This window comes from [Bacillus] enclensis (genome assembly GCF_001456935.1).
Classification (GTDB): domain Bacteria; phylum Bacillota; class Bacilli; order Bacillales; family Bacillaceae_B; genus Rossellomorea; species Rossellomorea enclensis.
The window spans coordinates 1,477,865-1,499,331 of the sequence record NZ_KQ758482.1 but is presented as its reverse complement, the minus strand read 5'-3'; the positions used below and the strand labels follow the sequence as shown (position 1 = coordinate 1,499,331).

Here is a 21,467-nt window from a genome sequence, read left to right as displayed (position 1 = left end):
TTCAGGGACGGGCCTTTAGTTCGCTAAAGGCCCGTCCCTGTTTTTTATCTTTTCTCCAGTGCGAGGATGAATGGAGGATTATTGAGTTGGTTGACGAACTGATAGCGTAAAACGTGTACGTAATTCTGATCCAGTTTTTCTACGTAACGGAGCAGGTAGTCCCGTTCTACGGCTCCTTCGTGGTGACCGTGATATATAACGAGAATAAGGATTCCTTCAGGCGCAAGCATTTCAAGGATTTGGTTCATTGCCGAAATGGTGGTCCTTGGCCGGGTGACAATTGTTTTGTCTCCTCCTGGTAGGTATCCAAGATTAAAGACGGCTCCTGTCACTTTTCCGTGATGAAGGGGTGGAATGACATTCATGACCGTCTCATGACCCTGATGAAAAAGGGTGACACGATCAGAGAGTTCATGGGTGGCGAGCTGATCTTTCGTGTTCTGAATGGCATCCTCTTGAATATCGAAGCCGTAAACCCTTCCGTTCTCGCCTACAAGCTGAGCGAGAAACAATGTATCATGGCCGTTGCCAAGTGTTGCGTCTATTGTGATATCACCCGGTTTCACTGCATTCTCCAGCAGTTTTCGGGCAAAAGGTAAGATTCGTTCCAATTTCATGCTTTCACATCCACATTATAATATTTTCCCTGCCAGCTGTTTCGATCTTTCAATTCCCGGTCGATTGCATTGAGCACATTCCATTTATTCACGCTCCACATCGGACCCACCATGATTTCAATCGGTCCGTCACCTGTGATCCGGTGGATAATCATTTCAGGGGGCAGGATTTCAAGCTGGTCGCATACAAGCTTCACGTATTGGTTAAAGTCCATGAATTCGAGCAGCCCTTTTTCATACTGCTTGACCATGGGTGTTCCCTTCAGTAAATGAAGAAGATGGATCTTGATCCCCTGAACATCGAGTTTTGCCACTTCACGGGCCGTTTCCATCATCATTTCCGTATTTTCCTGAGGCAGGCCGTTAATGATATGGGAACAGACGCGGATCCCGTGTTTCCTGAGCTTTTTCACGCCTTCAACATAGCATTGATAATCGTGGGCGCGATTGATCAAGTCTGCCGTCTTTTCATGTACGGTCTGAAGTCCGAGTTCAACCCAGAGATACGTCCGTTCATTGAGTTCGGCAAGATACTCGACCACATCATCGGGAAGACAGTCGGGACGGGTGGCGATCGAGAGACCGACCACATCCTTTTGTTTCAGTACAGACTCATACTTCTCCCTGAGGATCTCTACAGGTGCGTGCGTATTGGTGAATGCCTGGAAATAGGCCATGTATTTTCCGTCTTTCCATTTTGTATGCATTTTCACTTTGATATCATTGAATTGTTTTTCAAGGGAGTCGACACGGTCCCCTGCAAAATCACCGGAGCCTGCTGCACTGCAAAAGGTGCATCCGCCGTGAGCGACTGTTCCGTCACGGTTCGGGCAGTCAAAACCGCCATCGAGTGCGACTTTAAAGACTTTATGGCCAAAATGATTACGCAGATGGTAATTCCACGTATGATACCGCTTGTTATCGGCTGCATATGGAAACGGGTTTGTCATGATGACAAACACCTCCTAATTTCTTCTGTTATGTATGTGACCCTTATCAAAAAGATTTTAACATGAATGTGCCCGCGAAGATATCCGATGTCATGAAATAGGTGAAGATTACCACTTCTGAATGCGGTCTTGAGGTTAAAACTAATGAAGAAGGAGAGCATGCACTCTTCTTTAAACATTAAAATGCAGGAGGTAGTCGACATGGCAACGAGAAAATCCATTGAAGACTGTATTCAGAAATGTGAAGATGCCATTCGTTACGCTCAAGAACAGTATAAATCCGGCCTGGAGCAGGAGCACTATCACGATCAGGAATACACGAAAGCGATGCAGCAGATCGAAGAAGCGGTCAATGATGTTTCCGACCTGGCACACAGTGCGAATTCCCAGCAGCGTGAACAGCTGCACAGGATGAGGCTTCAGCTGCAGAACCTTCAAAATGAGATGATTTTATTAGAACATGATCCGACTGTGGTGGGAGGAAAACTACATTGAAAAAACGTTCTAAGCAAAATAATCCGGAGCAAAAGACAAGAAGCGATTTCCGCAGCCTGGATACTGAATTCGGTGCAGAACAGAACCCTGTGAAAACGGCAAAAAAACGTTATGAAAAGCAGGGGCAGCCGGTCAAATCCAAACAGAATAACGGGAAATGATTTAAAAACCAGGTGCTGAAGCGGCGCCTGGTTTTTTTATAGAAGAAGCGGTCCGTAGCTTGGGGAGCCTGGCTCAGATCGGCTGAATTGAGCCAGGGTCAATTCCGGTCGTACGAGCCTGGCTCAATCCACCTCATCTGAGCCTGGCTCAAGTTGTATCATCCCCTCCTTTACACCGTCATGACAACAATTGAAGCGCAGAAAAAAACACCGGAAAAAATATAAAAAATATTTCTTGCTCCGTCAGATTAAAAGGAGTAAAATTCTTTTGGGACTCGAAATAAATGGTAGAAAGGGAAGAAGAAAATGCCTAGATCACTATGGTTGCTTGTCATTGGGATGATGGTGAATGTCACAGGTTCTTCCTTCTTATGGCCGCTCAATACAATCTATCTGCATGACCATCTTGGGAAATCTTTATCTGTAGCAGGTCTTGTGCTGATGGTCAATGCAGGAGCAAGTGTCATCGGAAATTTGATAGGCGGAAGCCTTTTTGATAAATTGGGGGGCTATCGCTCCATACTGCTTGGGATCAGTATTACGCTGGCAGCCCTTGCAGGAATGAATATTTGGCAGGGGTGGCCATATTATGTTGTGTTTCTGACTGCAGTCGGTTTTGGTTCGGGGATTGTGTTTCCCTCCATGTATGCCATGGCCGGTTCGGTTTGGCCTGAAGGCGGGAGGAAGGCCTTCAATTCCGTGTATGTGGCCCAAAACATCGGAGTTGCAGTCGGTGCAGCTTTAGGCGGCCTTGTCGCATCTTTTTCATTCAGTTATATATTCCTTGCGAATTTACTTATGTATATCCTATTTTTCTTGATTGCCGTTTTCGGCTACCGTGACATCTCGGCCGGTTCAGGGAGGCAGACATCTGTTCTGAACGAGAAAAAGGTGATCAGGAACAAATCAAAGCTTACTGCTCTTCTGATCATCTGTGCAGCTTATTTGTTATGCTGGGTCGGTTATGTCCAGTGGCAGTCGACAATCGCCACATATACACAGGAAATCAATATAAGCCTGAAACAGTACAGCCTGCTTTGGACGATCAACGGTGCCTTGATCGTGCTCGCGCAGCCCATTTTGTCTAAAGCAATCAAACGGTTCGAAGATAATTTGAGGCTGCAGATCATGATCGGAATCATCATATTCATGGTTTCATTCGGGGTAGCGTCTGTTTCAGATACGTTTGAATGGTTTGCGATTTCAATGATCATATTGACCATCGGTGAGATGCTGATTTGGCCAGCCGTCCCTACAATTGCAAATACACTTGCACCTAAGGGCCGCGAAGGATTTTATCAGGGGATTGTGAATAGTACGGCAACCGGCGGGAGAATGATCGGACCGTTCCTTGGGGGCGTCCTGGTCGATTTGTTCAGTATGCAGGTTTTGTTCATGTCACTGATCGGTTTCTTCCTCGCTGCTCTGGTACTGGCGAGTCTATATGATCGTCCATTGAAAAAAGAAGCACCTGTATCATTGCCTGTACAATAAAAAGCCGCTTGGATAAAACCCTAATAATACCGACTAAAGACGAAAATCTCAGCTCTAACAACCGCTAATGATTTCCGTGCAAGACTCCGCTTTCCGCGGGTAGCCAGTGAGCCTCCTCGTCACTGCGTTCCTGCGGGGTCTCACATAAGCTACTCTTCCGGCAGGAGTCTGCGCCTTGCACTCCAATCAACCGCTGGATAGAAAAATTATCTAACTGAACATTTAAACAAAAACCCGAATGAATTTGTCGAAACGTTAGCAAATTCGTTCGGGTTTTAATCTTCTATAAATAAACAAAAAGCATCTGAAAACAGAATCTTCTAGTATTTATGTAACGATTTAAGTCGGAGCCGGATACCTTGCCTCCGTAATATAAAAATAAAAGGGCTCCCATTTCCTATGGAAGCCCACTTGCAAAAAATTGAGGCGGATGATCCAAACTCCACATAGTTTGCTGCCGTTAGGCGTGATCACCGACTTACACAATTCAGCTCATCGCTTGTATAGAATAACACGGAATGAAGACAAACACAACTTAATTTTGAATAGAAAAAGATGGTTTCTTTGGATTAAGCCCTGGTTCTGCTCTGAAGCCAGTATTTATTGACAGGACCGCCGTTCCCATATACGGGGTCGAATTCAGGGAGGGGAACATTTTTAATATCGATGAGTACCTGCGGCCGGTCTTTTAATGAGCCTTCATACATATTGAAATCCGCACCGTCAGGATAGGCACCGGCTACTTTGAAATCCGTACTTGAGGATAGTTTCTTGTGTCCGGTCCCTGCAGGGAGGATGATTACATCCCCTTTGGATATCGTCAGTTCCACTCCTTTCTCACCGCCGAGTTTTACAGATGCATCACCTGAAACTACTCCAAGGACTTCATGTGTATTGCTGTGATAATGATGGTAATCATGGATGCCGTTTATCCAGCTGTTCATCCATTGATTAAGATGAAAGATTTCTTCCATCTCCGCTGTATCTTTCACGGCATTACGGTAGATGAGAACAGGCAGATCCGGGTTGTTGGGGATATTTCCATCATCTTCAAGATAATAGATTTTTAAACGGTCAATTTCCATTCCATCAGCTCCTTGTATTTATTAACAAAGATTCCCCGTAATCCCGCATCATAAACCCATTCCTAAGCTTTTGTATTTTTTGGAAACCCCCTTTATGTTGAATGGATATGCTACTATAATAGGAAGGATTATTTTGAATAGAGAGACAATTTATTTAATGAATCAAACAGCAAGAGAGAAGGGGAATGGGATGAGCAGTCTGCTGAAGAAAGTTTCTGCCGAGATGATTGAAATCATGCTGGAGAATGCCTTTGAATGGCTGGTTGTAGTCGATAGAGACGGAAAAATCATTTACATCAACGAGAATTATTGCAAATTTCTTGAGGTGGACAGGGAGAAAGCGATAGGCGCCCACGTAACAAATGTGATAGAAAACACAAGAATGCATAAAGTCGTGGAGAGCGGGAAAGAGGAAGTGGCCGATCTTCAATACATAAAAGGCAATTACATGATCGCAAACCGGATCCCGATTGTTGTGGACGGGGAAGTGATTGGCGCGTTCGGCAGCGTCATTTTCCGTGATACGAGCGAATGGATGCAGATGAGCACACATGTGAAAAATATGATGTCTAAAATACAAAGCTACATACAGGATATCAACTCAGGCGTTAAGTACAGCCTAAATGATATCATCGGAGATTCTGAAGTGATAAAAGAACTGAAGGATAAAGTTCAAATGATTGCGCCAAGTGATATTTCAATCCTTATCAGGGGGGAAAGCGGGACCGGAAAGGAATTATTCGCACACAGCATCCATCAGTTGAGTGAGAGGAGCGGTCAGCCTTTCATCAAGGTGAATTGTGCTGCAATTCCAGAACAGCTCCTCGAGTCGGAATTATTCGGGTATGAAGAAGGCGCCTTCACCGGTGCCAAAAAAGGCGGGAAAAAAGGGAAATTCCAGCTTGCCCACAAAGGGACACTGTTCCTGGATGAAATCGGGGACATGCCATTGAACATGCAGGCAAAGCTTCTAAGGGTCCTTCAGGAAGGGGAAGTGGAGGCAGTCGGGTCATCCCGTATCCGCCAGGTAGATGTAAGGATCATCGCAGCCACCAACAGGCCGCTTGAGAAAATGATGGAAGAAAAAAGATTCAGGAGCGACCTCTACTACAGGATCAATGTCGTGCCATTTGTCATCCCGCCCCTCAGGGAGAGAAAAGACGACATCGCTGTGCTGTCGGAATTCTTCTTGAAAAAGTCGATGAAATCATCAGGCAAGAGGATTCAGGGCTTCCATAAAGACGTACTGGATGTCTTTACTTCTTACAGCTGGCCGGGTAATTTAAGGGAATTGGAGAACGTGATCAATGCTTCCACCTATTTATCAAATGATCACCAGATTTCCCTCACTTCCCTCCCTGAATATATGAAAGCAGGGACCGTCTTTAATGTAGAATCGAAAACGTTAAAGGAAATTCTCGATGATACTGAAAAAAGTGTTCTTCAGCAAAGTATGGAGAAGTTTCAGCATGATAAACGAAAACTGGCCGCAGCACTTGGGATAAGTAAATCAACGTTATATGAGAAATTAAACAAATATCAGCTGCTTGATTAGTCCGGAAATTCGGAAAGGGGTCCGAATTTCCGGACTTTCTATTTTCTACGCAAGATTGTGTACATCCTGTGAATTTTTAAAAAACAGTCCGAAATACCGGACTTTTCATTCTGAGAACGTAGATTTTCAGTAATCTGAAAGTTGGCACAATTATTGCATGTTAATAGATGTACGGTTTTTGAAAGGGGCGTACACGAGCAATCAAAAAATGTAAACGATTGCAAAAAGGTGTCTCGAAAGAAACTTTTATATGAAAAAGGGGGAAATACAAAATGTTGAGTATGATTGGACTCATAGGAGGACTCATTTTATTAATCTTTTTAACGATGCGGGGTATGAACATCCTGATTGTTGGGCCTATCTCTGCATTATTCGTAGCTGTTTTAAGCGGTATGCCTTTGTTTCCGCAGCTGGCTGCAGAAGGGGAAGCGGATCTGGTCACGAATTATATGTCCGGATTTACAAGCTTCGTTGCCGCATGGTATTTAATGTTCTTGCTCGGTGCCATCTTCGGTAAAGTGATGGAAGACAGCGGAGCGGCAGACAGTGTGTCGAGGTTCGTTGTCGAAAAACTTGGTATGAAATATGCCGTGTTGGCGATCGTGGCGGCGTGTGCGATCTTGACATACGGAGGGGTTAGTTTATTCGTCGTGGCATTCTCTGTGTATCCGATGGCTTTAAGTCTGTTCAAGCAGGCAGACCTGCCGCGCAGGTTCATTCCCGCGGCACTTGCCCTCGGGTCAGTTACATTCACGATGACCTCGGCCGGTTCACCTGAAATCCAAAACTGGATCCCGATTGAATATCTGAATACGACACCATATGCCGGCTGGGAAGTCAGCTTGATCGTGGCAGTCTTCATGGCAGTCTTCGGTTATTGGTGGTTAAAGCGCATGATCAAGAAGGCGATCAATAAAGGGGAGAGATTCCAATCCCGCGAAGAAGATCCAGTCATCGATGAGGGGCGTCCTCTGCCGAATCCGTTGATGGGATTGATCCCGCTTCTGATTGTACTGATCCTTGCATTCATCTTCCACGATTCGATGAAACAGTCTGCTTTGATTATTGCCCTGCTTGGAGGGGTTATCTCCACGTATCTATTGAACAGAAAGTACTTCAAAGGCTTTTGGCCGGCAGTATCTGAAGGGACGATCGGAGCCTTGATCGCAATCGGGAATACTGCAGCTGTCGTTGGATTCGGGGGCGTGGCAAAAGCAGTGCCGGCGTTCGAAACGGCTGTTGACGTCATGACCAATATTCCGGGCTCGCCATTGATCGGCGGTGCCATTGCAGTCAGTGTGATCGCAGGTATGACAGGATCGGCATCCGGCGGTCAGGCAATCGCACTTCCGCTGATTGCACCACACTATATGGATATGGGTGTGAACCCGGAAGCGCTGCACAGGGTTGTCGCGATTTCTTCTGGTGCACTGGACTCCCTGCCGCATAACGGCTACGTCGTAACCACGATCCGCTCGATTTGTAATGAGTCGCACGGGGAAGCGTATGGAGCAGTCGGGGCAGTGACGGTCATTGTGCCATTGCTCGGTCTCGCGATTGCAATCATTTTATTCAGCTTAGGATTGGGTATTTAAGAAAGGAGTATCATCATGGTAGAAAACAAAGTCGTATTTGTAACCGGAGCAGCGCAGGGAATCGGATTTGAAATCGGGAAGGAATTCGCTGCAGCCGGTGCGAAAGTTGTACTAACAGACCTGAAGGTAGATGGAGTGCAGGAAGCTGCACTTTCTCTGAAAAAAGAAGGATATGATGCGATGGGCATCCGCTGTGATGTTACTTCTGAGGAAGACTTGAAAGAAGCCATTGCGTCCACAGTGAATCATTACGGAAGGCTTGATGTGCTGATTAATAACGCGGGTCTTCAGCATGTGTCACCTATCGAAGATTTTCCGACAGAGAAGTTCGAGTTTTTGGTGAAAGTCATGCTGACGGCTCCATTTGTGGCAATCAAACATGCCTTGCCTATCATGAAAGAACAGGGTTTCGGCAGGATCATCAATATGGCTTCCATTAATGGACTAGTGGGATTTGCCGGCAAGGCAGCCTACAATTCTGCGAAACATGGAGTCATCGGTTTGACTAAGGTCGCAGCACTTGAAGCAGCAGCACATGGTGTCACTGTGAATGCTGTCTGCCCTGGCTATGTCGATACACCGCTAGTGCAGAACCAGCTGGCAGATCTCGCCAAGACGCGAAACGTACCTCTTGAAAAAGTAGTGGAAGAAGTCATTTATCCGCTGGTTCCGCAAAAAAGGCTTCTGGACGTAAAAGAGATTGCCGATTACACGATGTTCCTGAGCAGTGACGCCGCAAAAGGTGTAACGGGGCAGGCAGTAGTGCTTGATGGAGGATATACGGTTCAGTGATTTATGGAAGAAGAGCGTACTTTAGATAAGGTTGACCCGAACTAATATGCCTTTTTATAGACAAATTAGTTCCGGTTTTTGTTTGAATGTACAGTAGATGTTAGTACTTTCCAGCGGTTGATTGGAGTGCAAGACGCAGACTCCTGCGGGATGAGTAGCTTATGTGAGACTTGTCTAGCTGCGGGGCTTAGAGGCACATGTCACAAGTCAAATCGACCAAGAAGGCAAAGAACGCCTTCGTGGCCGATTCGCCTTACGCCACCCGCCTCTGAGCAAAGCCCCTCCGCTTTTCTGATGGAAAGCGAAGTCTTGCACGGAAATCAAAAGCGGGATTTAGAACCGATTCTAAAAGGCCCCTATTTTAACAGTTTTGTAGAAATGGTTATCTGTTTTTTATTAAAAATTGACATAATCACTTAAGAACGGCATCAAAATTACTAAATTCCTTCACATTGGGCTTGCGCTCCTGAATATTTTCTCCTAAAATAGTGAATACATATAATGATTCTTATATTTCAGACGTTGATCGGGAGTAGTAATGAATGTTTTCTGTCTTAGAGAGTTGACGGGTGGTGGAAGTCAACCGGGAACATCATGAACTCGCCTGCTGAGTTGCAAGTGTGAACAATCAGTAAGACTTGCCGTTTTCCGCGTTAAGGATGAATGAAGCTGAGTGCGCGTACACTAATGTGGGTGGTACCGCGGGAGAATATATACATAACTCTCGTCCCAAATATTTTTATTTGGGATGGGAGTTTTTTATTTTGCTTCAAATAAGCCTGATCAAAGAACGAACCGTCCGTCTGAACCACAATCCATTCATTTGATAAAGGAGGATCTCAATATGAGTTTTGATCATAAAAGCATTGAGACAAAATGGCAGCAGTATTGGGAAGAAAACAAAACGTTCAAAACGACCGAAGATGAGTCGAAAAAGAATTTCTATGCACTGGATATGTTCCCGTATCCATCAGGTGCAGGCCTTCACGTAGGCCACCCGGAAGGTTACACCGCAACGGATATCCTTTCCAGAATGAAACGTATGCAGGGATATAACGTCCTTCATCCAATGGGTTGGGATGCATTCGGTCTTCCTGCGGAGCAGTATGCTCTTGATACAGGAAACGACCCTGCCGAATTCACGAAGCAGAACATCGATAACTTCCGCCGTCAGATCAAGGCGCTTGGTTTTTCTTATGACTGGGACCGTGAAGTGAACACGACTGACCCTGGCTACTACAAATGGACACAATGGATCTTCCTTAAGCTTTATGAAAAGGGCTTGGCTTACGTTGATGAAGTAGCAGTGAACTGGTGCCCGGCGCTTGGTACGGTTCTTGCCAATGAAGAAGTCATCGACGGGAAGAGCGAGCGCGGAGGCCATCCGGTCGAACGCCGCCCGATGAAACAGTGGATGCTTAAGATCACGGCTTATGCGGACCGTCTTCTTGAAGACCTTGAAGATGTCGACTGGCCGGAAAGCATCAAGGATATGCAGCGCAACTGGATCGGACGTTCTGAAGGGGCAGAAGTCGTCTTCAACATTGACGGACACGATGCATCATTCGATGTGTTCACTACACGTCCTGATACGATCTTCGGTGCAACGTACGCGGTGCTCGCGCCTGAACATGATCTAGTCGGGAAAATCACCACTGCCGAACAAAAGGAACAGGTGGAAGCTTATCTTGATAAGGTGAAAACAAAGAGCGATCTTGAACGCACCGATCTTGCCAAAGAAAAAACAGGTGTGTTCACAGGGGCTTATGCGATCAACCCTGCAAACGGAAGCAAAATGCCGATCTGGATTGCAGATTACGTTCTTGTGAGTTACGGATCTGGAGCGATCATGGCCGTACCTGCCCATGATGAAAGAGACTACGAATTTGCTAAACAATTTGATCTTCCAATTGTTGAAGTGGTTGCCGGCGGAGACGTTGAAAAAGAAGCCTACACAGGTGACGGGGAGCACGTTAACTCTGATTTCCTGAATGGACTTGGTAAAGAAGAAGCAATCACAAAATCGATTGCGTGGCTTGAAGAAAAAGAAATCGGTACGAAGAAAGTCACATACCGCCTTCGTGACTGGCTGTTCAGCCGCCAGCGCTACTGGGGCGAACCAATCCCTGTCATTCACTGGGAAGACGGCACAACTTCAGGTGTTCAGGAAAGCGAACTTCCGCTTGTCCTTCCAAAGACGACTGAAATCAAACCATCCGGAACAGGTGAATCACCGCTTGCCAACATCAGCGATTGGGTAAATGTAGAAGACCCTGAAACAGGCAAGAAAGGCCGCCGCGAAACAAATACAATGCCGCAGTGGGCAGGAAGCTGCTGGTACTACCTTCGCTACATCGATCCTCATAACGAGGAAGCACTTGCGGATGCGAAGAAAATGGATGACTGGCTTCCGGTCGATATGTACATCGGTGGAGCTGAGCACGCGGTACTACACCTTCTGTACGCGCGTTTCTGGCATAAATTCCTTTATGATATCGGAGTCGTGCCAACGAAAGAGCCGTTCCAGAAGCTGTTCAACCAGGGGATGATCCTTGGTGAAAACAATGAAAAAATGAGTAAATCAAAAGGGAATGTCGTAAACCCTGATGAAATCGTCGAATCTCACGGAGCAGATACTCTCCGTCTTTATGAAATGTTCATGGGGCCGCTTGAAGCATCGGTTGCATGGAGCACGAACGGACTGGATGGAGCCCGCCGTTTCCTTGACCGTGTATGGCGCCTTCTTATCGAGGAAGACGGTACGCTTTCCCGGAAAGTGTCCGACACTGCGAACCCGGCCCTTGATAAAATTTACAACCAGACGGTCAAGAAGGTCACGGAAGACTATGAAGGTCTTCGTTTCAACACAGGGATCTCCCAGCTTATGGTCTTCATCAATGAAGCATACAAAGCAAAGACCCTTCCAAAAGCATATGTCGAAGGTTTCGTGAAGCTCCTTGCGCCGATCGCACCTCATATGACGGAAGAGCTTTGGGCGAAACTTGGACACGAAGATTCCATCACATACGTGGAATGGCCGTCATTTGATGAATCAAAACTTGTGGACAACGAAGTGGAAATCGTCCTTCAGGTCAACGGCAAAGTAAAAGCAAAAGTGATGATCCCTCGCGACATGAACAAGGATGAACTTGAAAAAACAGCGATGGAAAACGAAGACATCAAGAACCAAATTGAAGGAAAAACAGTGCGTAAAGTGATTGCCGTACCTGGCAAGCTAGTGAATATTGTGGCGAACTGATTTTGAATGCGGGAACGGACTTTTCTTGGTCCGTTCCTTTTTTTGTTGTGATGGACACTGTTTGTGGTGCCAGCGTATAAGAGATGATTTGAGCCAGGCACAAAAGAGGCGTTTTGAGCCAGGCACCACAAAACAAGGATAGGATGTACCAGGTACAAACCAGCCTCCTTGTACCTGGTACATCCCCTCCCCCGATACCCACACATGTGTAAATTTTTTGTGATAGGGAATACCTTTGATATAATCAAAATGGATTACCATGAAAGGGTGAAGAAAATGACTGAAATCAAAACGATTACAACAGATGAATTGAACAAAAAACTTCAAAACGGCGAAGACCTATTATTGGTGGACGTACGGGAAGATGAAGAAGTAGAAGAAGGGATGATTCCTGGAGCGCGTCACATCAAAATGGGCGATATCCCTGAATCATTGGACAAGTTTGAGAAGGATAAAGAATATATCTTTATCTGCCGCTCAGGAAACCGCAGCGGAAATGTTGCCCACTATATGCAGGAACAAGGCTACAAAGTGGTGAACATGGAAGGCGGCATGATGAATTGGGGCGGCGAAACGGCTCCCAAGAAATAATATGTGATCACTGAAACACATTCCTTTAATAGGGAATGTGTTTTTTTACGTGGATTTGTTTGAAAATTGAAAAATCCGACAATACTAGTGATAGTTTCTAAAAGAAGGTGGGAGCGGGATGATCCAGGTCAAAGTGTTTGATTATGAACATGAGAAGGATTTGGAGCAGGATATGAATCAATTCCTGAGTAAAGTGGATGAGAAGAAAGTCGTCGATATCAAATATCATATTGCTGCGCTGACGGAAGAAGAGGAAGAACAGATATACTGCTTCTCCGCCATGGTCATTTATCGAAAATAAAAAAGGTTGATCCGTCTATTATTAAGACGATCAACCTTTCTCTTTTATACTCTTGCTGCGTTATATCCGGCAAGACGTCCCGTCACAAGGGCGCTTGTGATGTTATAGCCCCCGGTGTACCCGTGGATATCGAGTACTTCCCCGCAGAAGAAGAGGCCGTGCATTTTCTTTGATGCCATCGTTTTCGGCTCGATTTCCTTAACTGACACGCCGCCTCCCGTCACGAAGGCTTTATCGATTGAAAGGGTTCCGTTCACAGTGAATGTGAATTGCTTTAACAGCTTTACAAAATGACGTACTTTTTCTGATGAAAGATGATCTCCCTTTTCATCCGGATCCATTCCTGACTTGTCGAGCAGGAATAGCAAATACCGTTCGGGAACCAGGCCTTTGAAGATATTCTTGGCCGCTTTTTTGCCTTCTTCTTTTACCTGCTTATAGAGGGATTGGAAGAGTTGTTCTTCGTTGGTATCCGGCATTGAGTCAATGACCATCGTCACATGGGTCAGTTTCCATTTTTTCATAGCTTTTACAACATATTGGCTGCACCTCAGGACTGCCGGCCCTGATATCCCCAGATGAGTGAAAATCATGTCCATTTTATGGGTGATGAGCTTTTTGCCCTTTGGATTCAGGACGCTCAATTCAATATCCCTGAGGGACAGTCCCTGAAGGGCTTTTTGTTTGATGAATGGTTCCTCCGATGTGAGCGGCACCTCGGTCGGGAATAAATCCGTGATGGTGTGTCCGGCTTTTCTGGCCCAAGGATATCCGTCACCGGTGGAGCCTGTGTGAGGGACCGACTTTCCGCCAACGGCAATGACCACGGCTTTTGCATCGATCACTTCTCCGTCCATCAAGCGGATTCCTTTTGTTTCCCCGTCTTCGTAGATCACTTCTTCAACAGCAGTGTTCGTCCTTGTCTCTACGCCCAGTTCCTTCATCCTGTTCAGAAGAGCCTCCACGACATCCAGTGCCCGGTTTGAGACGGGGAACATCCGTCCGTGGTCTTCTTCTTTCAAATGAATGCCGAGTTTCTCGAAAAATGAAATGATGTCTTCATTATTAAACTCCGAAAATGCGCTGTACAAAAAGCGCCCGTTTCCCGGGATGTGCTTGATGATCTCGTCGATCGGCAGGCGGTTAGTCACGTTGCAGCGTCCGCCGCCTGAAATTGCAAGCTTTCTGCCGAGTTTCGTTCCTTTATCTACAAGAAGGACCTTTGATCCGTTTTCACCGGCAGCGATGCTTGCCATCAACCCGGACGGTCCCCCTCCTATTACGATTACGTCATATGCTGACATTTCTTCACCAACTTTATTGTTTTACTTCTCAACAGTTAATATTATCAAAAACAAGCCCCTATAAAAAGTTTCATTTCATAACTGCCTCCGTCCGAAAAAAATTGTCATTCGATACTGACAGTAGTAAACTATGATAGTGTGAAAATTTTTCGAAGTAATAACGCATGTTCCTAAATGGAATATGCTTTTCCAGAGAGGGATATTATGTCATCAAAATTAATAAAAGGAACGTTTATTTTAACGCTTGGGACCTTCATTTCAAAGTTTTTGGGTCTTTTTTATGTTATACCGTTCGATGAACTGCTGAAGGGTCATGAAGAGGGGGCATCGCTGTATCAGTATGGATATGTGCCCTATACGATCTTTTTGACAGTGGCGACCGCGGGGGTGCCGCTTGCTGTTTCGAAATTCGTCTCGAAATATAATGCGATTGGGGAATACGCCGTCGGGAGAAAGCTCTTTAAATCCGGATTGCTCCTTATGACGCTGACGGGGATCCTTTCATTCCTGGTCATGTACATTTTTGCACCCGTCTTTGCAGAGATGACCATCAAGAGTGATGAACAGGTCATTTCCGTCGCACAGGTAACGACGGTGATCAGGGCGGTCAGCTTTGCGCTCATCATCATTCCGTTCATGAGTCTGATACGCGGTTTCTTCCAGGGGCATCAGTCGATGGGCCCCACAGCCGTATCTCAGGTCATCGAACAAATTGTCCGCATCATCTTTTTACTCGGCGGGATTTATGTCGTATTGGATGTAATGGACGGTTCGGTCACCACTGCCATCAGCGTAGCGACGTTCGCTGCATTTGTGGGAGGTCTCGCAAGCCTTGCCGTTTTGATCTGGTATTGGTTCAAGCGAAAGCCTCATTTGGATGTGCTGCTGGAGGAAGACCGGGGGGAAGCGGATGTTTCTTTACCGAAGATGTATAAAGAAATCATTGCCTATTCTATCCCGTTCATCTTCGTTGGACTGGCCAATCCACTGTTTCAGCTTGTGGATCAGATCACGTTCAATACAGCGATGGCGGATATCGGTAATGCAAAAGTTTCCGACCATGCTTTTGCGGTCTTGAACTTTTATACGCATAAGCTAGTCATCATCCCTGTGTCATTGGCAACTGCTTTTTCCATGACGCTGATCCCGCTTATTACAAGCTCGTATACGAGCGGTGACCGGAAGACGATGCGGAGGAATATCGATCAATCTTTTCAAATATTGCTGTTCCTGACGGTCCCTGCATCGATCGGGATTGCCCTGTTGGCGGAGCCTACGTACACGCTGTTTTATCATAGTGATGAACTGGGTACATCGATTCTCAGGACATATGCGCCGGTTGCGATCCTGTTTGCTCTTTTTGCCGTCACTGCGGCCATCCTGCAGGGCATCGATGAACAGAAGTTCACCATTTTCAGTCTGCTCGTAGGACTGCTCTTGAAGCTTGTCCTGAACATCCCGTTGATACGGATGTTCGAAACACAAGGTGCTGTCATGGCCACAACCATCGGTTATGCTGTTGCTATTGCCATCAACCTGTATATCATTAAAAAATACGCACGCTATAAATTCGAGCTTATTTTCAGGAGGACTGTGGCGATTGGTATCATGAATGTCGTCATGGCCGTTGTCGTCCTGATTCTGTATGGTATCTTGAAACAGTTCCTGAATCCTGCATCAGGATTCCAATCTATCATCCTGGTCGCGGTCTGCGGTGGTGCAGGAGCGCTTGTCTATTTTTATCTCAGCCTCAGAAGCAAGCTTGCAGATAAACTATTCGGGGACAGGATCAGCAAGATCAGAAGCCGTCTTCGGATCGGTTCATAAAAAAAAGGGGATGACGTGCTCATCCCCTCTTTTCATTTACTGATTATAGTAGCCAAGCTGCCTTTCAAGTCTTTCTACTTGTCTTTCAAGGCGGTCAACCCTGCGGTCGAGCCGCTGATATTGCCTTTCCAACCGGTCCAGGCGATCATTGAAACCGCCGCCTCCCCCGCCGCCGGGATAACCCGGGTATTGCTGTCCCCCGCCGGGAAGGGGGATCGGGATCAAAATGCCGCCTGTTCCTTGCTGTCGATATGGATACATCATTTTCACCTCATGAAGGATATTTTCTTGCTTATCATTACCAGCCTATGTGTAAAATAGGAGAATGAATGGGCTTATAACCCAAGAAGGAACCGAATGAAACAATGAAGAATTAAATGAATTAGGAGTTGTCAGTATGCGAATAGATAAATTGCTTGCGAATATGGGCTATGGAAGCCGTAAAGAAGTGAAGAAACTGCTGAAGGATGGCGGTCTCCAGGTAAATGGGGAGGTCATCAAGGACGGGAAAGTCCATGTTGACACTGAAAAAGATACCGTCATGCTGTACGGAGATAAAGTGGAATATCGTGAGTTCATCTATCTGTTGATGAACAAGCCGCCGGGACTGATTTCAGCGACCGAGGATGCCAATGAGGAGACGGTCATCGATATTCTGCAGATGGATGACCAGATCTTCAATCCATTCCCTGTCGGAAGGCTCGATAAAGATACGGAAGGATTGCTTCTGATCACCAATGACGGACAATTGTCCCATCAGCTTCTTTCCCCGAAACGGCATGTGCCGAAAACGTATTTTGCCGTGATCGAAGGCGAAGTGACCGAGCGTGATATTGAGGCCTTTAAAGCAGGTGTGACACTTGAGGACGGGTACCACACCAAGCCAGGTGACCTCGTGATCTTAAAATCCGGGCTCACTTCCGATATCGAGTTGACGATCACGGAAGGAAAGTTTCATCAGGTGAAGAGGATGTTTGAAAGCGTCGGGAAGCGTGTTGTGTATCTGAAGCGTCTAACGATGGGGCCACTGAAACTGGATGAGGATCTTGAGCTTGGGGAATATCGTGAGTTGACGGATGAAGAAGTGGAGATGCTGAAGGAGTACCGTCCTTGATTTTATCCTGAAAATGAAAAAATTCCAGCCCCTCAAGTGGCATACTTCAGGGGCTGGAATTTTCATATTATTACTCTTTTTCTTTCTCTCTATGAAGACATCTTTACTTTCTTCTCGGTTGTTGTCCATTGGCCGCGGCTTGGGCTTTGCACCAAGTCGTTGTAAGCTAACACGTTGAGATCCCTTTGAATGGTGCGAGGAGTAATGCCAAATTCGTCAACGAGATCTTGAGTTGTTACAGTACCTTTCTTGTTGATGTACATGTATACAGCTTTTATTCTTGTTAGCATACGATTGGTTGAAGGTTTCAAAGAACCACTCCCTCATCATTTTTCCAAAGTCAAAGACTACATCGCCATGTGTGCACCTCACGTGCTACCTATGTACTATGCGCTTTAGACAACCCCTTTTCCTTTTATCGTTTACTCATAAGATGTCTGACAATTATATTGTACCCCTATTCCTGAAAAAATTCTATAATATTGTCTAAATTTACAAACAATTAACGGGGTCTCCCTTTGTTACCCCCATTGTATGAGGGATCTGGTAAAAAGATGTATAATTCTGAAAATTAGAAGGTTAAACTTTTTAACATAGGTCTTTCTCCTTGTTTGGATTTCCTGTCTAAACAGTATAAAATGGAGGGGAATGAGATTAAATACATAATGAGCAGGTGTTGAATGATGAACTGGACACAGGAAGTCGAGAAACGCAAAGATGATTTATTGAAAGACTTGCAGAATTTTTTACAAATCAAAAGTGTGCTGGATGAAGAGAATGCCACTGATGATGCCCCGCTTGGCAAAGGGGTGAAGGAAGCGCTGGATTATTTATTGATGCTAGGCGAAAAAGATGGATTCACCCCAAAGAATGTCGGGAATCTTGCCGGTCATCTTGAGTTCGGGGGAGGGGATGAACTTCTTGGGATCCTCTGCCACGTGGATGTCGTGCCTGAAGGAGACGGCTGGAGTGTCGATCCTTTTGGCGGAGAAATCAAGGATGGGAAGATTTATGCCCGAGGTGCGATCGATGATAAGGGTCCTACCATGGCCGCCTATTATGCAATGAAAATCGTAAAAGAACTGAAGCCGGATTTCAACAAGCGGATCCGGATGATCATCGGAACGGATGAAGAGAGTGATTGGAGATGTGTGGATCACTATTTCAAGAATGAAGAAATGCCATCGATGGGATTTGCTCCTGATGCTGACTTCCCGATCATTTATGCGGAGAAAGGGATTGCGGACTATGATCTTGTCCAACGAACGGGCAGAGAAGGAAATGGATCTCGGAATCAAGTTATCTCGTTTGAATCCGGCCGCCGTTATAATATGGTACCTGATTTTGCAAAAGCGGTCGTCCATCTTGAGGAAGACCATACAAAATGGGTGCAGCAGTTTGAAATCTTCACAAAGAATGAAGGAGTTAAGGGAAGATATTATATTGAAAACGGAGAAGTGATCTTTGAGGTGGAAGGTGTGTCCGCACACGGGATGGAGCCAGATAACGGCAAAAATGCCGGACTGTACCTCGCTGCTTTCCTTACCGAGCTTCCATTGGACGCGCAGGCAGAAAACTTCTTTGCTTTTACAAAAGAAACTTTTTTCAAGGAATCCCGGGGCGTGAAGCTTGGCGTCAGCCATCGTGATGAAATCACAGGAGACCTGACAATCAACGTCGGAAAGCTGCGCTATTTCCATGAAGAAGGCGGTCGCCTAGGCCTTAATATGCGCTACGGTGTCGATTACGAAATGGAGAAGGCGAAAGAAACCCTTCAGTCCATTGAAAGCTTCACTGTTGAAAATTTCACGGACAGCAAGCCTCATCATGTGTCATCGGATGACGAGCTTGTACAGACATTGCAAAAAGTATACGAAGAGCAGACGGGTGAAAGAGGGGAACTCATCACCATCGGCGGCGGGACTTATGCAAGGAGCCTTGAAGCAGGCGTGGCATTCGGACCGTTATTCCCGGGAAGGGAAGATATTGCTCATCAAAAAGATGAATACATGTACATTGAGGATCTCTTAAAAGCGACGGCGATCTATGCTCAGGCAATCTATGAATTGGCCTGCAAATCCTAAGGATCTAAAGGAGAGAGTGAAATGACTGAAGGAACGGTATTTCTTAATGGGGATTATGTGAAAAGATCCGGTGCGAAAGTGGATATAGAGGACCGCGGCTATCAATTCGGTGATGGGATCTATGAGGTTGTCCGCGTCTACAACGGAAATGTCTTCACGATGGATGAACATATGGAGCGCCTGTATCAAAGTGCAGATAAAATGAAGCTCAAGATTCCATTTGAACTTAAGGAATTCACTTCCATTGTGTTCAAATTGATCGAAATGAATAATGTCCAAGAGGGCATCGTTTATATCCAGGTTTCAAGGGGGATATCGACGAGGCAGCATCACTTCCCTGCGGGGGATGTTCCCGGTAGTGTGGTGGCTTATACGAAAGAGTTTAAAAGGCCTGTAAAATCAATGAACGAAGGTGTTACTACGACGCTTGTAGAGGATATCAGGTGGCTCCGATGTGATATCAAGAGCCTCAATCTGTTAGGGAATATCCTTGCCAAAGAGGAGGCTGCTTCAGGGGGCCATTTTGAAGCGATCCAGCATCGCGGCGAGACAGTGACGGAAGGATCCTCGTCAAATGCTTTCATGGTCAAGGACGGGGCGGTTTATACGCATCCGGCTACGAATCTGATCCTAAACGGTATCACAAGGAGAGTCATTAAAGAATTGGCCGATGCACACGGTGTGAAGTTCGTCGAGAAGACATTCACGGTGGATGAACTGCTTTCTGCTGATGAATTGTTCATCGCCAGCACCACTTCAGAAGTGATGCCCGTCATTAAGGTGGATGAAACGGTCATAGGACAGGGGGCACCAGGACCTGTGACAAGGAAACTCCAGGAATGGTTCACAGAGAGAATCGAGAAAGAATGTAATAAACTTCAAGTTTGACGGAGGATGCGGGATGGAATTGATATGTTCACAAGCTTTCATGAAAAAAGAGCGCAGGATTGAAGACAATCAGCAGTTTACGGTGGAGTCGGAGGAATATCTGTATCTGTACAGTGATAAGATCGTGACGCCTAAAAGGAGCTTCGGGCTGCATCAAGTACTGGACGTGACGAAGAAGCATCTCTCGGCCCGATATATTTTCCTTTATCTCCATACCATTGAAGGTGTCCTTACGTTCGTGGTAAAGTCTTCACCCGACCCGTTCATCTCGCATTACCGTAAAATAAAAGAAGACCTATAACGAAGGCCCGTCCCGCACTGCTTTAAAGCAGTACGGGACGGGCCTTTGGAATTTTTTTGAATTTAGAATCGGAACAGGTCGCTTGAAAGGTATCTTTCTCCTGTGTCACATGCGATGCAGATGACCACATCGTCAGGCGATAATGTTTTGGCAACCTCGATTGCAGCGTAGCAGGCAGCACCTGAAGACGGTCCTACAAGAATGCCTTCTTCCCTTGCCATCCTTCTCGCTATATCGTATGCCTGTTCGTCTTCGATTTTATGAATTTTATCATATACCTCTGTATTCAGTGTATCAGGGACAAAGCCGGGGCTCGTACCTACAAGCTTGTGTTTGCCTGGTTTACCGCCTGAAAGGACTGGTGAACCTGCAGGCTCTACGACATGTACCTGGATATCCGGATACTGTTCCTTCAGTACCTCGCCAGTACCAGTAATGGTTCCTCCTGTCCCAGCTGTCGCGACAAAAGCAGACAGCGGCTTGCCGATCTGTTCCATCGCTTCAATGATTTCGAGTGCCGTCGTTTTACGGTGGGCATTCGGATTGGCGTCATTTTCAAACTGCATCGGCATGAAGCTGTTCGGGATTTCTTTTGTCAGTTCTTTTGCCTTTTCGATTGCACCAGGCATCTTCTCATCCCCTGGAGTCAATACGACTTCCGCTCCGTATGCTTTCAACAGGTTGATCCGCTCCTGTGTCATCGTGTCAGGCATGACCAGGATGGAACGGTAGCCTCTTGCCGCTGCATTCATAGCAAGGCCGATCCCGGTATTTCCGCTCGTCGGCTCGATGATCGTCGAACCTTCCTTCAGCAGGCCTTCTTTTTCAGCTTCGACAATCATCTGGAAGGCAGCCCGGTCTTTTACGCTTTTGCTCGGATTATAGAATTCAAGTTTAACGTACACATCCGCACCATCAGAAGGATTCAGGCGATTTAACTTAACAAGGGGGGTATCCCCGATTAATTCAGCAATATTCTGTACTACTTTCATGGTCAACTTCCTTTCCTGCATTCTCTACTTATATGGTACTCATTCATATAAATCTTATCAAC

General features: G+C 46.0%; 21 protein-coding genes and 1 other annotated feature. Of the genes, 14 read left to right on the top strand and 7 right to left on the bottom strand.

The annotated features are described in order from the left end of the window. Window positions 1-44: 44 nt before the first annotated feature. Both mnmM and mnmL read right to left on the bottom strand, forming a co-directional pair. Window positions 45-617, bottom strand: a complete 573-nt coding sequence (gene mnmM / locus AS034_RS07425; RefSeq protein ID WP_032087276.1) for a tRNA 5-(aminomethyl)-2-thiouridylate-methyltransferase MnmM — start codon at window positions 615-617, stop codon at window positions 45-47. Next, on the bottom strand, window positions 614-1,567 hold the full coding sequence (gene mnmL, locus AS034_RS07420) for a tRNA modification radical SAM protein MnmL/YtqA (RefSeq protein WP_058298004.1): 954 nt from the start codon (window positions 1,565-1,567) through the stop codon (window positions 614-616). The genes mnmM and mnmL overlap by 4 nt, the downstream gene beginning before the upstream one ends. A 201-nt stretch (window positions 1,568-1,768) precedes the next feature. On the opposite strand from mnmL, the gene AS034_RS07415 reads away from it, so the two are divergent. The 3 genes from AS034_RS07415 to AS034_RS07405 all read left to right on the top strand — a co-directional run bounded on the left by AS034_RS07415 (window position 1,769) and on the right by AS034_RS07405 (window position 3,717). Further along, the gene (locus tag AS034_RS07415; RefSeq protein ID WP_032087278.1) at window positions 1,769-2,062 is read left to right on the top strand and encodes a YtzC family protein; all 294 of its coding nucleotides are present in this window, start codon (window positions 1,769-1,771) and stop codon (window positions 2,060-2,062) included. Next, window positions 2,059-2,223, top strand: a complete 165-nt coding sequence (locus tag AS034_RS07410; RefSeq protein ID WP_032087279.1) for a hypothetical protein — start codon at window positions 2,059-2,061, stop codon at window positions 2,221-2,223. Before AS034_RS07415 ends, AS034_RS07410 begins: the two co-directional genes overlap by 4 nt. Before the next feature lie 306 nt (window positions 2,224-2,529). After that, complete coding sequence (locus AS034_RS07405; protein WP_058298003.1) at window positions 2,530-3,717, top strand: MDR family MFS transporter; 1,188 nt, start codon at window positions 2,530-2,532, stop codon at window positions 3,715-3,717. A 569-nt stretch (window positions 3,718-4,286) separates the two neighbouring features. On the opposite strand, the gene AS034_RS07400 is transcribed toward AS034_RS07405, so the two are convergent. Next, window positions 4,287-4,802 carry a cupin domain-containing protein gene (locus tag AS034_RS07400; RefSeq protein ID WP_058298002.1) on the bottom strand — a complete coding sequence of 172 codons (516 nt, stop codon included), beginning with the start codon at window positions 4,800-4,802 and terminating at the stop codon, window positions 4,287-4,289. Between the two features lie 190 nt (window positions 4,803-4,992). Between AS034_RS07400 and AS034_RS07395 the strand changes: the two genes are divergently transcribed. From AS034_RS07395 to AS034_RS07370, 6 genes are all read left to right on the top strand, one after another. After that, window positions 4,993-6,357 (top strand): sigma-54 interaction domain-containing protein, encoded by a 1,365-nt coding sequence (locus AS034_RS07395; protein ID WP_032087282.1) that lies wholly within the window; start codon window positions 4,993-4,995, stop codon window positions 6,355-6,357. A 272-nt stretch (window positions 6,358-6,629) separates the two neighbouring features. Continuing rightward, complete coding sequence (locus AS034_RS07390) at window positions 6,630-7,952, top strand: GntP family permease (protein WP_032087283.1); 1,323 nt, start codon at window positions 6,630-6,632, stop codon at window positions 7,950-7,952. Between the two features lie 15 nt (window positions 7,953-7,967). Beyond that, window positions 7,968-8,744 carry a 3-hydroxybutyrate dehydrogenase gene (locus AS034_RS07385; RefSeq protein WP_058298001.1) on the top strand — a complete coding sequence of 259 codons (777 nt, stop codon included), beginning with the start codon at window positions 7,968-7,970 and terminating at the stop codon, window positions 8,742-8,744. 513 nt (window positions 8,745-9,257) lie between these two features. After that, window positions 9,258-9,479 (top strand) — a binding site (T-box leader). A gap of 109 nt (window positions 9,480-9,588) precedes the next feature. Then, window positions 9,589-12,003, top strand: a complete 2,415-nt coding sequence (leuS, locus tag AS034_RS07380; protein WP_058298000.1) for a leucine--tRNA ligase — start codon at window positions 9,589-9,591, stop codon at window positions 12,001-12,003. A gap of 276 nt (window positions 12,004-12,279) precedes the next feature. Further along, window positions 12,280-12,594: a rhodanese-like domain-containing protein gene (locus AS034_RS07375; protein ID WP_032087454.1), complete on the top strand. Its 315-nt coding sequence runs from the start codon at window positions 12,280-12,282 to the stop codon at window positions 12,592-12,594. A gap of 118 nt (window positions 12,595-12,712) precedes the next feature. Continuing rightward, a complete protein-coding gene (locus tag AS034_RS07370; RefSeq protein WP_032087287.1) occupies window positions 12,713-12,895 on the top strand; it encodes a sporulation protein Cse60 in 183 nt (60 codons plus the stop codon). 44 nt (window positions 12,896-12,939) lie between these two features. Here the strand turns inward: AS034_RS07370 and AS034_RS07365 are convergent, their stop codons facing one another. Then, on the bottom strand, window positions 12,940-14,199 hold the full coding sequence (locus AS034_RS07365) for a BaiN/RdsA family NAD(P)/FAD-dependent oxidoreductase (protein ID WP_058297999.1): 1,260 nt from the start codon (window positions 14,197-14,199) through the stop codon (window positions 12,940-12,942). 204 nt (window positions 14,200-14,403) lie between these two features. Between AS034_RS07365 and AS034_RS07360 the strand changes: the two genes are divergently transcribed. Further along, entirely contained in the window at window positions 14,404-16,026 is a 1,623-nt protein-coding gene (locus AS034_RS07360; RefSeq protein ID WP_058297998.1) for a putative polysaccharide biosynthesis protein, read from the top strand. Window positions 16,027-16,062: 36 nt separating this feature from the next. Here AS034_RS07360 and AS034_RS07355 read toward each other — a convergent pair whose 3' ends face one another. Then, window positions 16,063-16,287 (bottom strand): hypothetical protein, encoded by a 225-nt coding sequence (locus tag AS034_RS07355; protein WP_058297997.1) that lies wholly within the window; start codon window positions 16,285-16,287, stop codon window positions 16,063-16,065. A gap of 136 nt (window positions 16,288-16,423) precedes the next feature. Between AS034_RS07355 and AS034_RS07350 the strand changes: the two genes are divergently transcribed. After that, the gene (locus AS034_RS07350; protein ID WP_058297996.1) at window positions 16,424-17,140 is read left to right on the top strand and encodes a pseudouridine synthase; all 717 of its coding nucleotides are present in this window, start codon (window positions 16,424-16,426) and stop codon (window positions 17,138-17,140) included. 89 nt (window positions 17,141-17,229) lie between these two features. On the opposite strand, the gene AS034_RS07345 is transcribed toward AS034_RS07350, so the two are convergent. Next, window positions 17,230-17,451: a DeoR family transcriptional regulator gene (locus tag AS034_RS07345; RefSeq protein WP_032087291.1), complete on the bottom strand. Its 222-nt coding sequence runs from the start codon at window positions 17,449-17,451 to the stop codon at window positions 17,230-17,232. Between the two features lie 372 nt (window positions 17,452-17,823). Here AS034_RS07345 and pepV point away from each other — a divergent pair, with 372 nt between their 5' ends. The 3 genes from pepV to AS034_RS07330 are packed head-to-tail and all read left to right on the top strand — an operon-like array spanning window position 17,824 to window position 20,413. Next, the gene (pepV, locus tag AS034_RS07340) at window positions 17,824-19,224 is read left to right on the top strand and encodes a dipeptidase PepV (RefSeq protein WP_176716085.1); all 1,401 of its coding nucleotides are present in this window, start codon (window positions 17,824-17,826) and stop codon (window positions 19,222-19,224) included. Between the two features lie 21 nt (window positions 19,225-19,245). Continuing rightward, window positions 19,246-20,112 (top strand): D-amino-acid transaminase, encoded by an 867-nt coding sequence (gene dat / locus AS034_RS07335; protein WP_058297994.1) that lies wholly within the window; start codon window positions 19,246-19,248, stop codon window positions 20,110-20,112. Between the two features lie 13 nt (window positions 20,113-20,125). Next, on the top strand, window positions 20,126-20,413 hold the full coding sequence (locus tag AS034_RS07330; protein ID WP_032087294.1) for a hypothetical protein: 288 nt from the start codon (window positions 20,126-20,128) through the stop codon (window positions 20,411-20,413). A 62-nt stretch (window positions 20,414-20,475) separates the two neighbouring features. Here AS034_RS07330 and cysK read toward each other — a convergent pair whose 3' ends face one another. After that, entirely contained in the window at window positions 20,476-21,405 is a 930-nt protein-coding gene (gene cysK, locus AS034_RS07325; protein ID WP_032087295.1) for a cysteine synthase A, read from the bottom strand. Between the last annotated feature and the right edge of the window lie 62 nt (window positions 21,406-21,467).

Excerpts from the sequence above, each read along its gene's own strand:
- AS034_RS07350 (WP_058297996.1), top strand. The coding sequence starts at position 16,424 with ATGCGAATAGATAAATTGCTTGCGAATATGGGCTATGGAAGCCGTAAA.
- AS034_RS07375 (WP_032087454.1), top strand. The coding sequence starts at position 12,280 with ATGACTGAAATCAAAACGATTACAACAGATGAATTGAACAAAAAACTT.
- leuS (WP_058298000.1), top strand. The coding sequence starts at position 9,589 with ATGAGTTTTGATCATAAAAGCATTGAGACAAAATGGCAGCAGTATTGG.
- AS034_RS07390 (WP_032087283.1), top strand. The coding sequence starts at position 6,630 with ATGTTGAGTATGATTGGACTCATAGGAGGACTCATTTTATTAATCTTT.
- AS034_RS07355 (WP_058297997.1), bottom strand. The coding sequence starts at position 16,287 with ATGTATCCATATCGACAGCAAGGAACAGGCGGCATTTTGATCCCGATC.
- cysK (WP_032087295.1), bottom strand. The coding sequence starts at position 21,405 with ATGAAAGTAGTACAGAATATTGCTGAATTAATCGGGGATACCCCCCTT.
- AS034_RS07395 (WP_032087282.1), top strand. The coding sequence starts at position 4,993 with ATGAGCAGTCTGCTGAAGAAAGTTTCTGCCGAGATGATTGAAATCATG.
- pepV (WP_176716085.1), top strand. The coding sequence starts at position 17,824 with ATGAACTGGACACAGGAAGTCGAGAAACGCAAAGATGATTTATTGAAA.
- dat (WP_058297994.1), top strand. The coding sequence starts at position 19,246 with ATGACTGAAGGAACGGTATTTCTTAATGGGGATTATGTGAAAAGATCC.
- AS034_RS07400 (WP_058298002.1), bottom strand. The coding sequence starts at position 4,802 with ATGGAAATTGACCGTTTAAAAATCTATTATCTTGAAGATGATGGAAAT.
- AS034_RS07365 (WP_058297999.1), bottom strand. The coding sequence starts at position 14,199 with ATGTCAGCATATGACGTAATCGTAATAGGAGGGGGACCGTCCGGGTTG.
- AS034_RS07415 (WP_032087278.1), top strand. The coding sequence starts at position 1,769 with ATGGCAACGAGAAAATCCATTGAAGACTGTATTCAGAAATGTGAAGAT.
- mnmL (WP_058298004.1), bottom strand. The coding sequence starts at position 1,567 with ATGACAAACCCGTTTCCATATGCAGCCGATAACAAGCGGTATCATACG.
- AS034_RS07370 (WP_032087287.1), top strand. The coding sequence starts at position 12,713 with ATGATCCAGGTCAAAGTGTTTGATTATGAACATGAGAAGGATTTGGAG.
- AS034_RS07360 (WP_058297998.1), top strand. The coding sequence starts at position 14,404 with ATGTCATCAAAATTAATAAAAGGAACGTTTATTTTAACGCTTGGGACC.
- AS034_RS07405 (WP_058298003.1), top strand. The coding sequence starts at position 2,530 with ATGCCTAGATCACTATGGTTGCTTGTCATTGGGATGATGGTGAATGTC.
- mnmM (WP_032087276.1), bottom strand. The coding sequence starts at position 617 with ATGAAATTGGAACGAATCTTACCTTTTGCCCGAAAACTGCTGGAGAAT.
- AS034_RS07330 (WP_032087294.1), top strand. The coding sequence starts at position 20,126 with ATGGAATTGATATGTTCACAAGCTTTCATGAAAAAAGAGCGCAGGATT.
- AS034_RS07385 (WP_058298001.1), top strand. The coding sequence starts at position 7,968 with ATGGTAGAAAACAAAGTCGTATTTGTAACCGGAGCAGCGCAGGGAATC.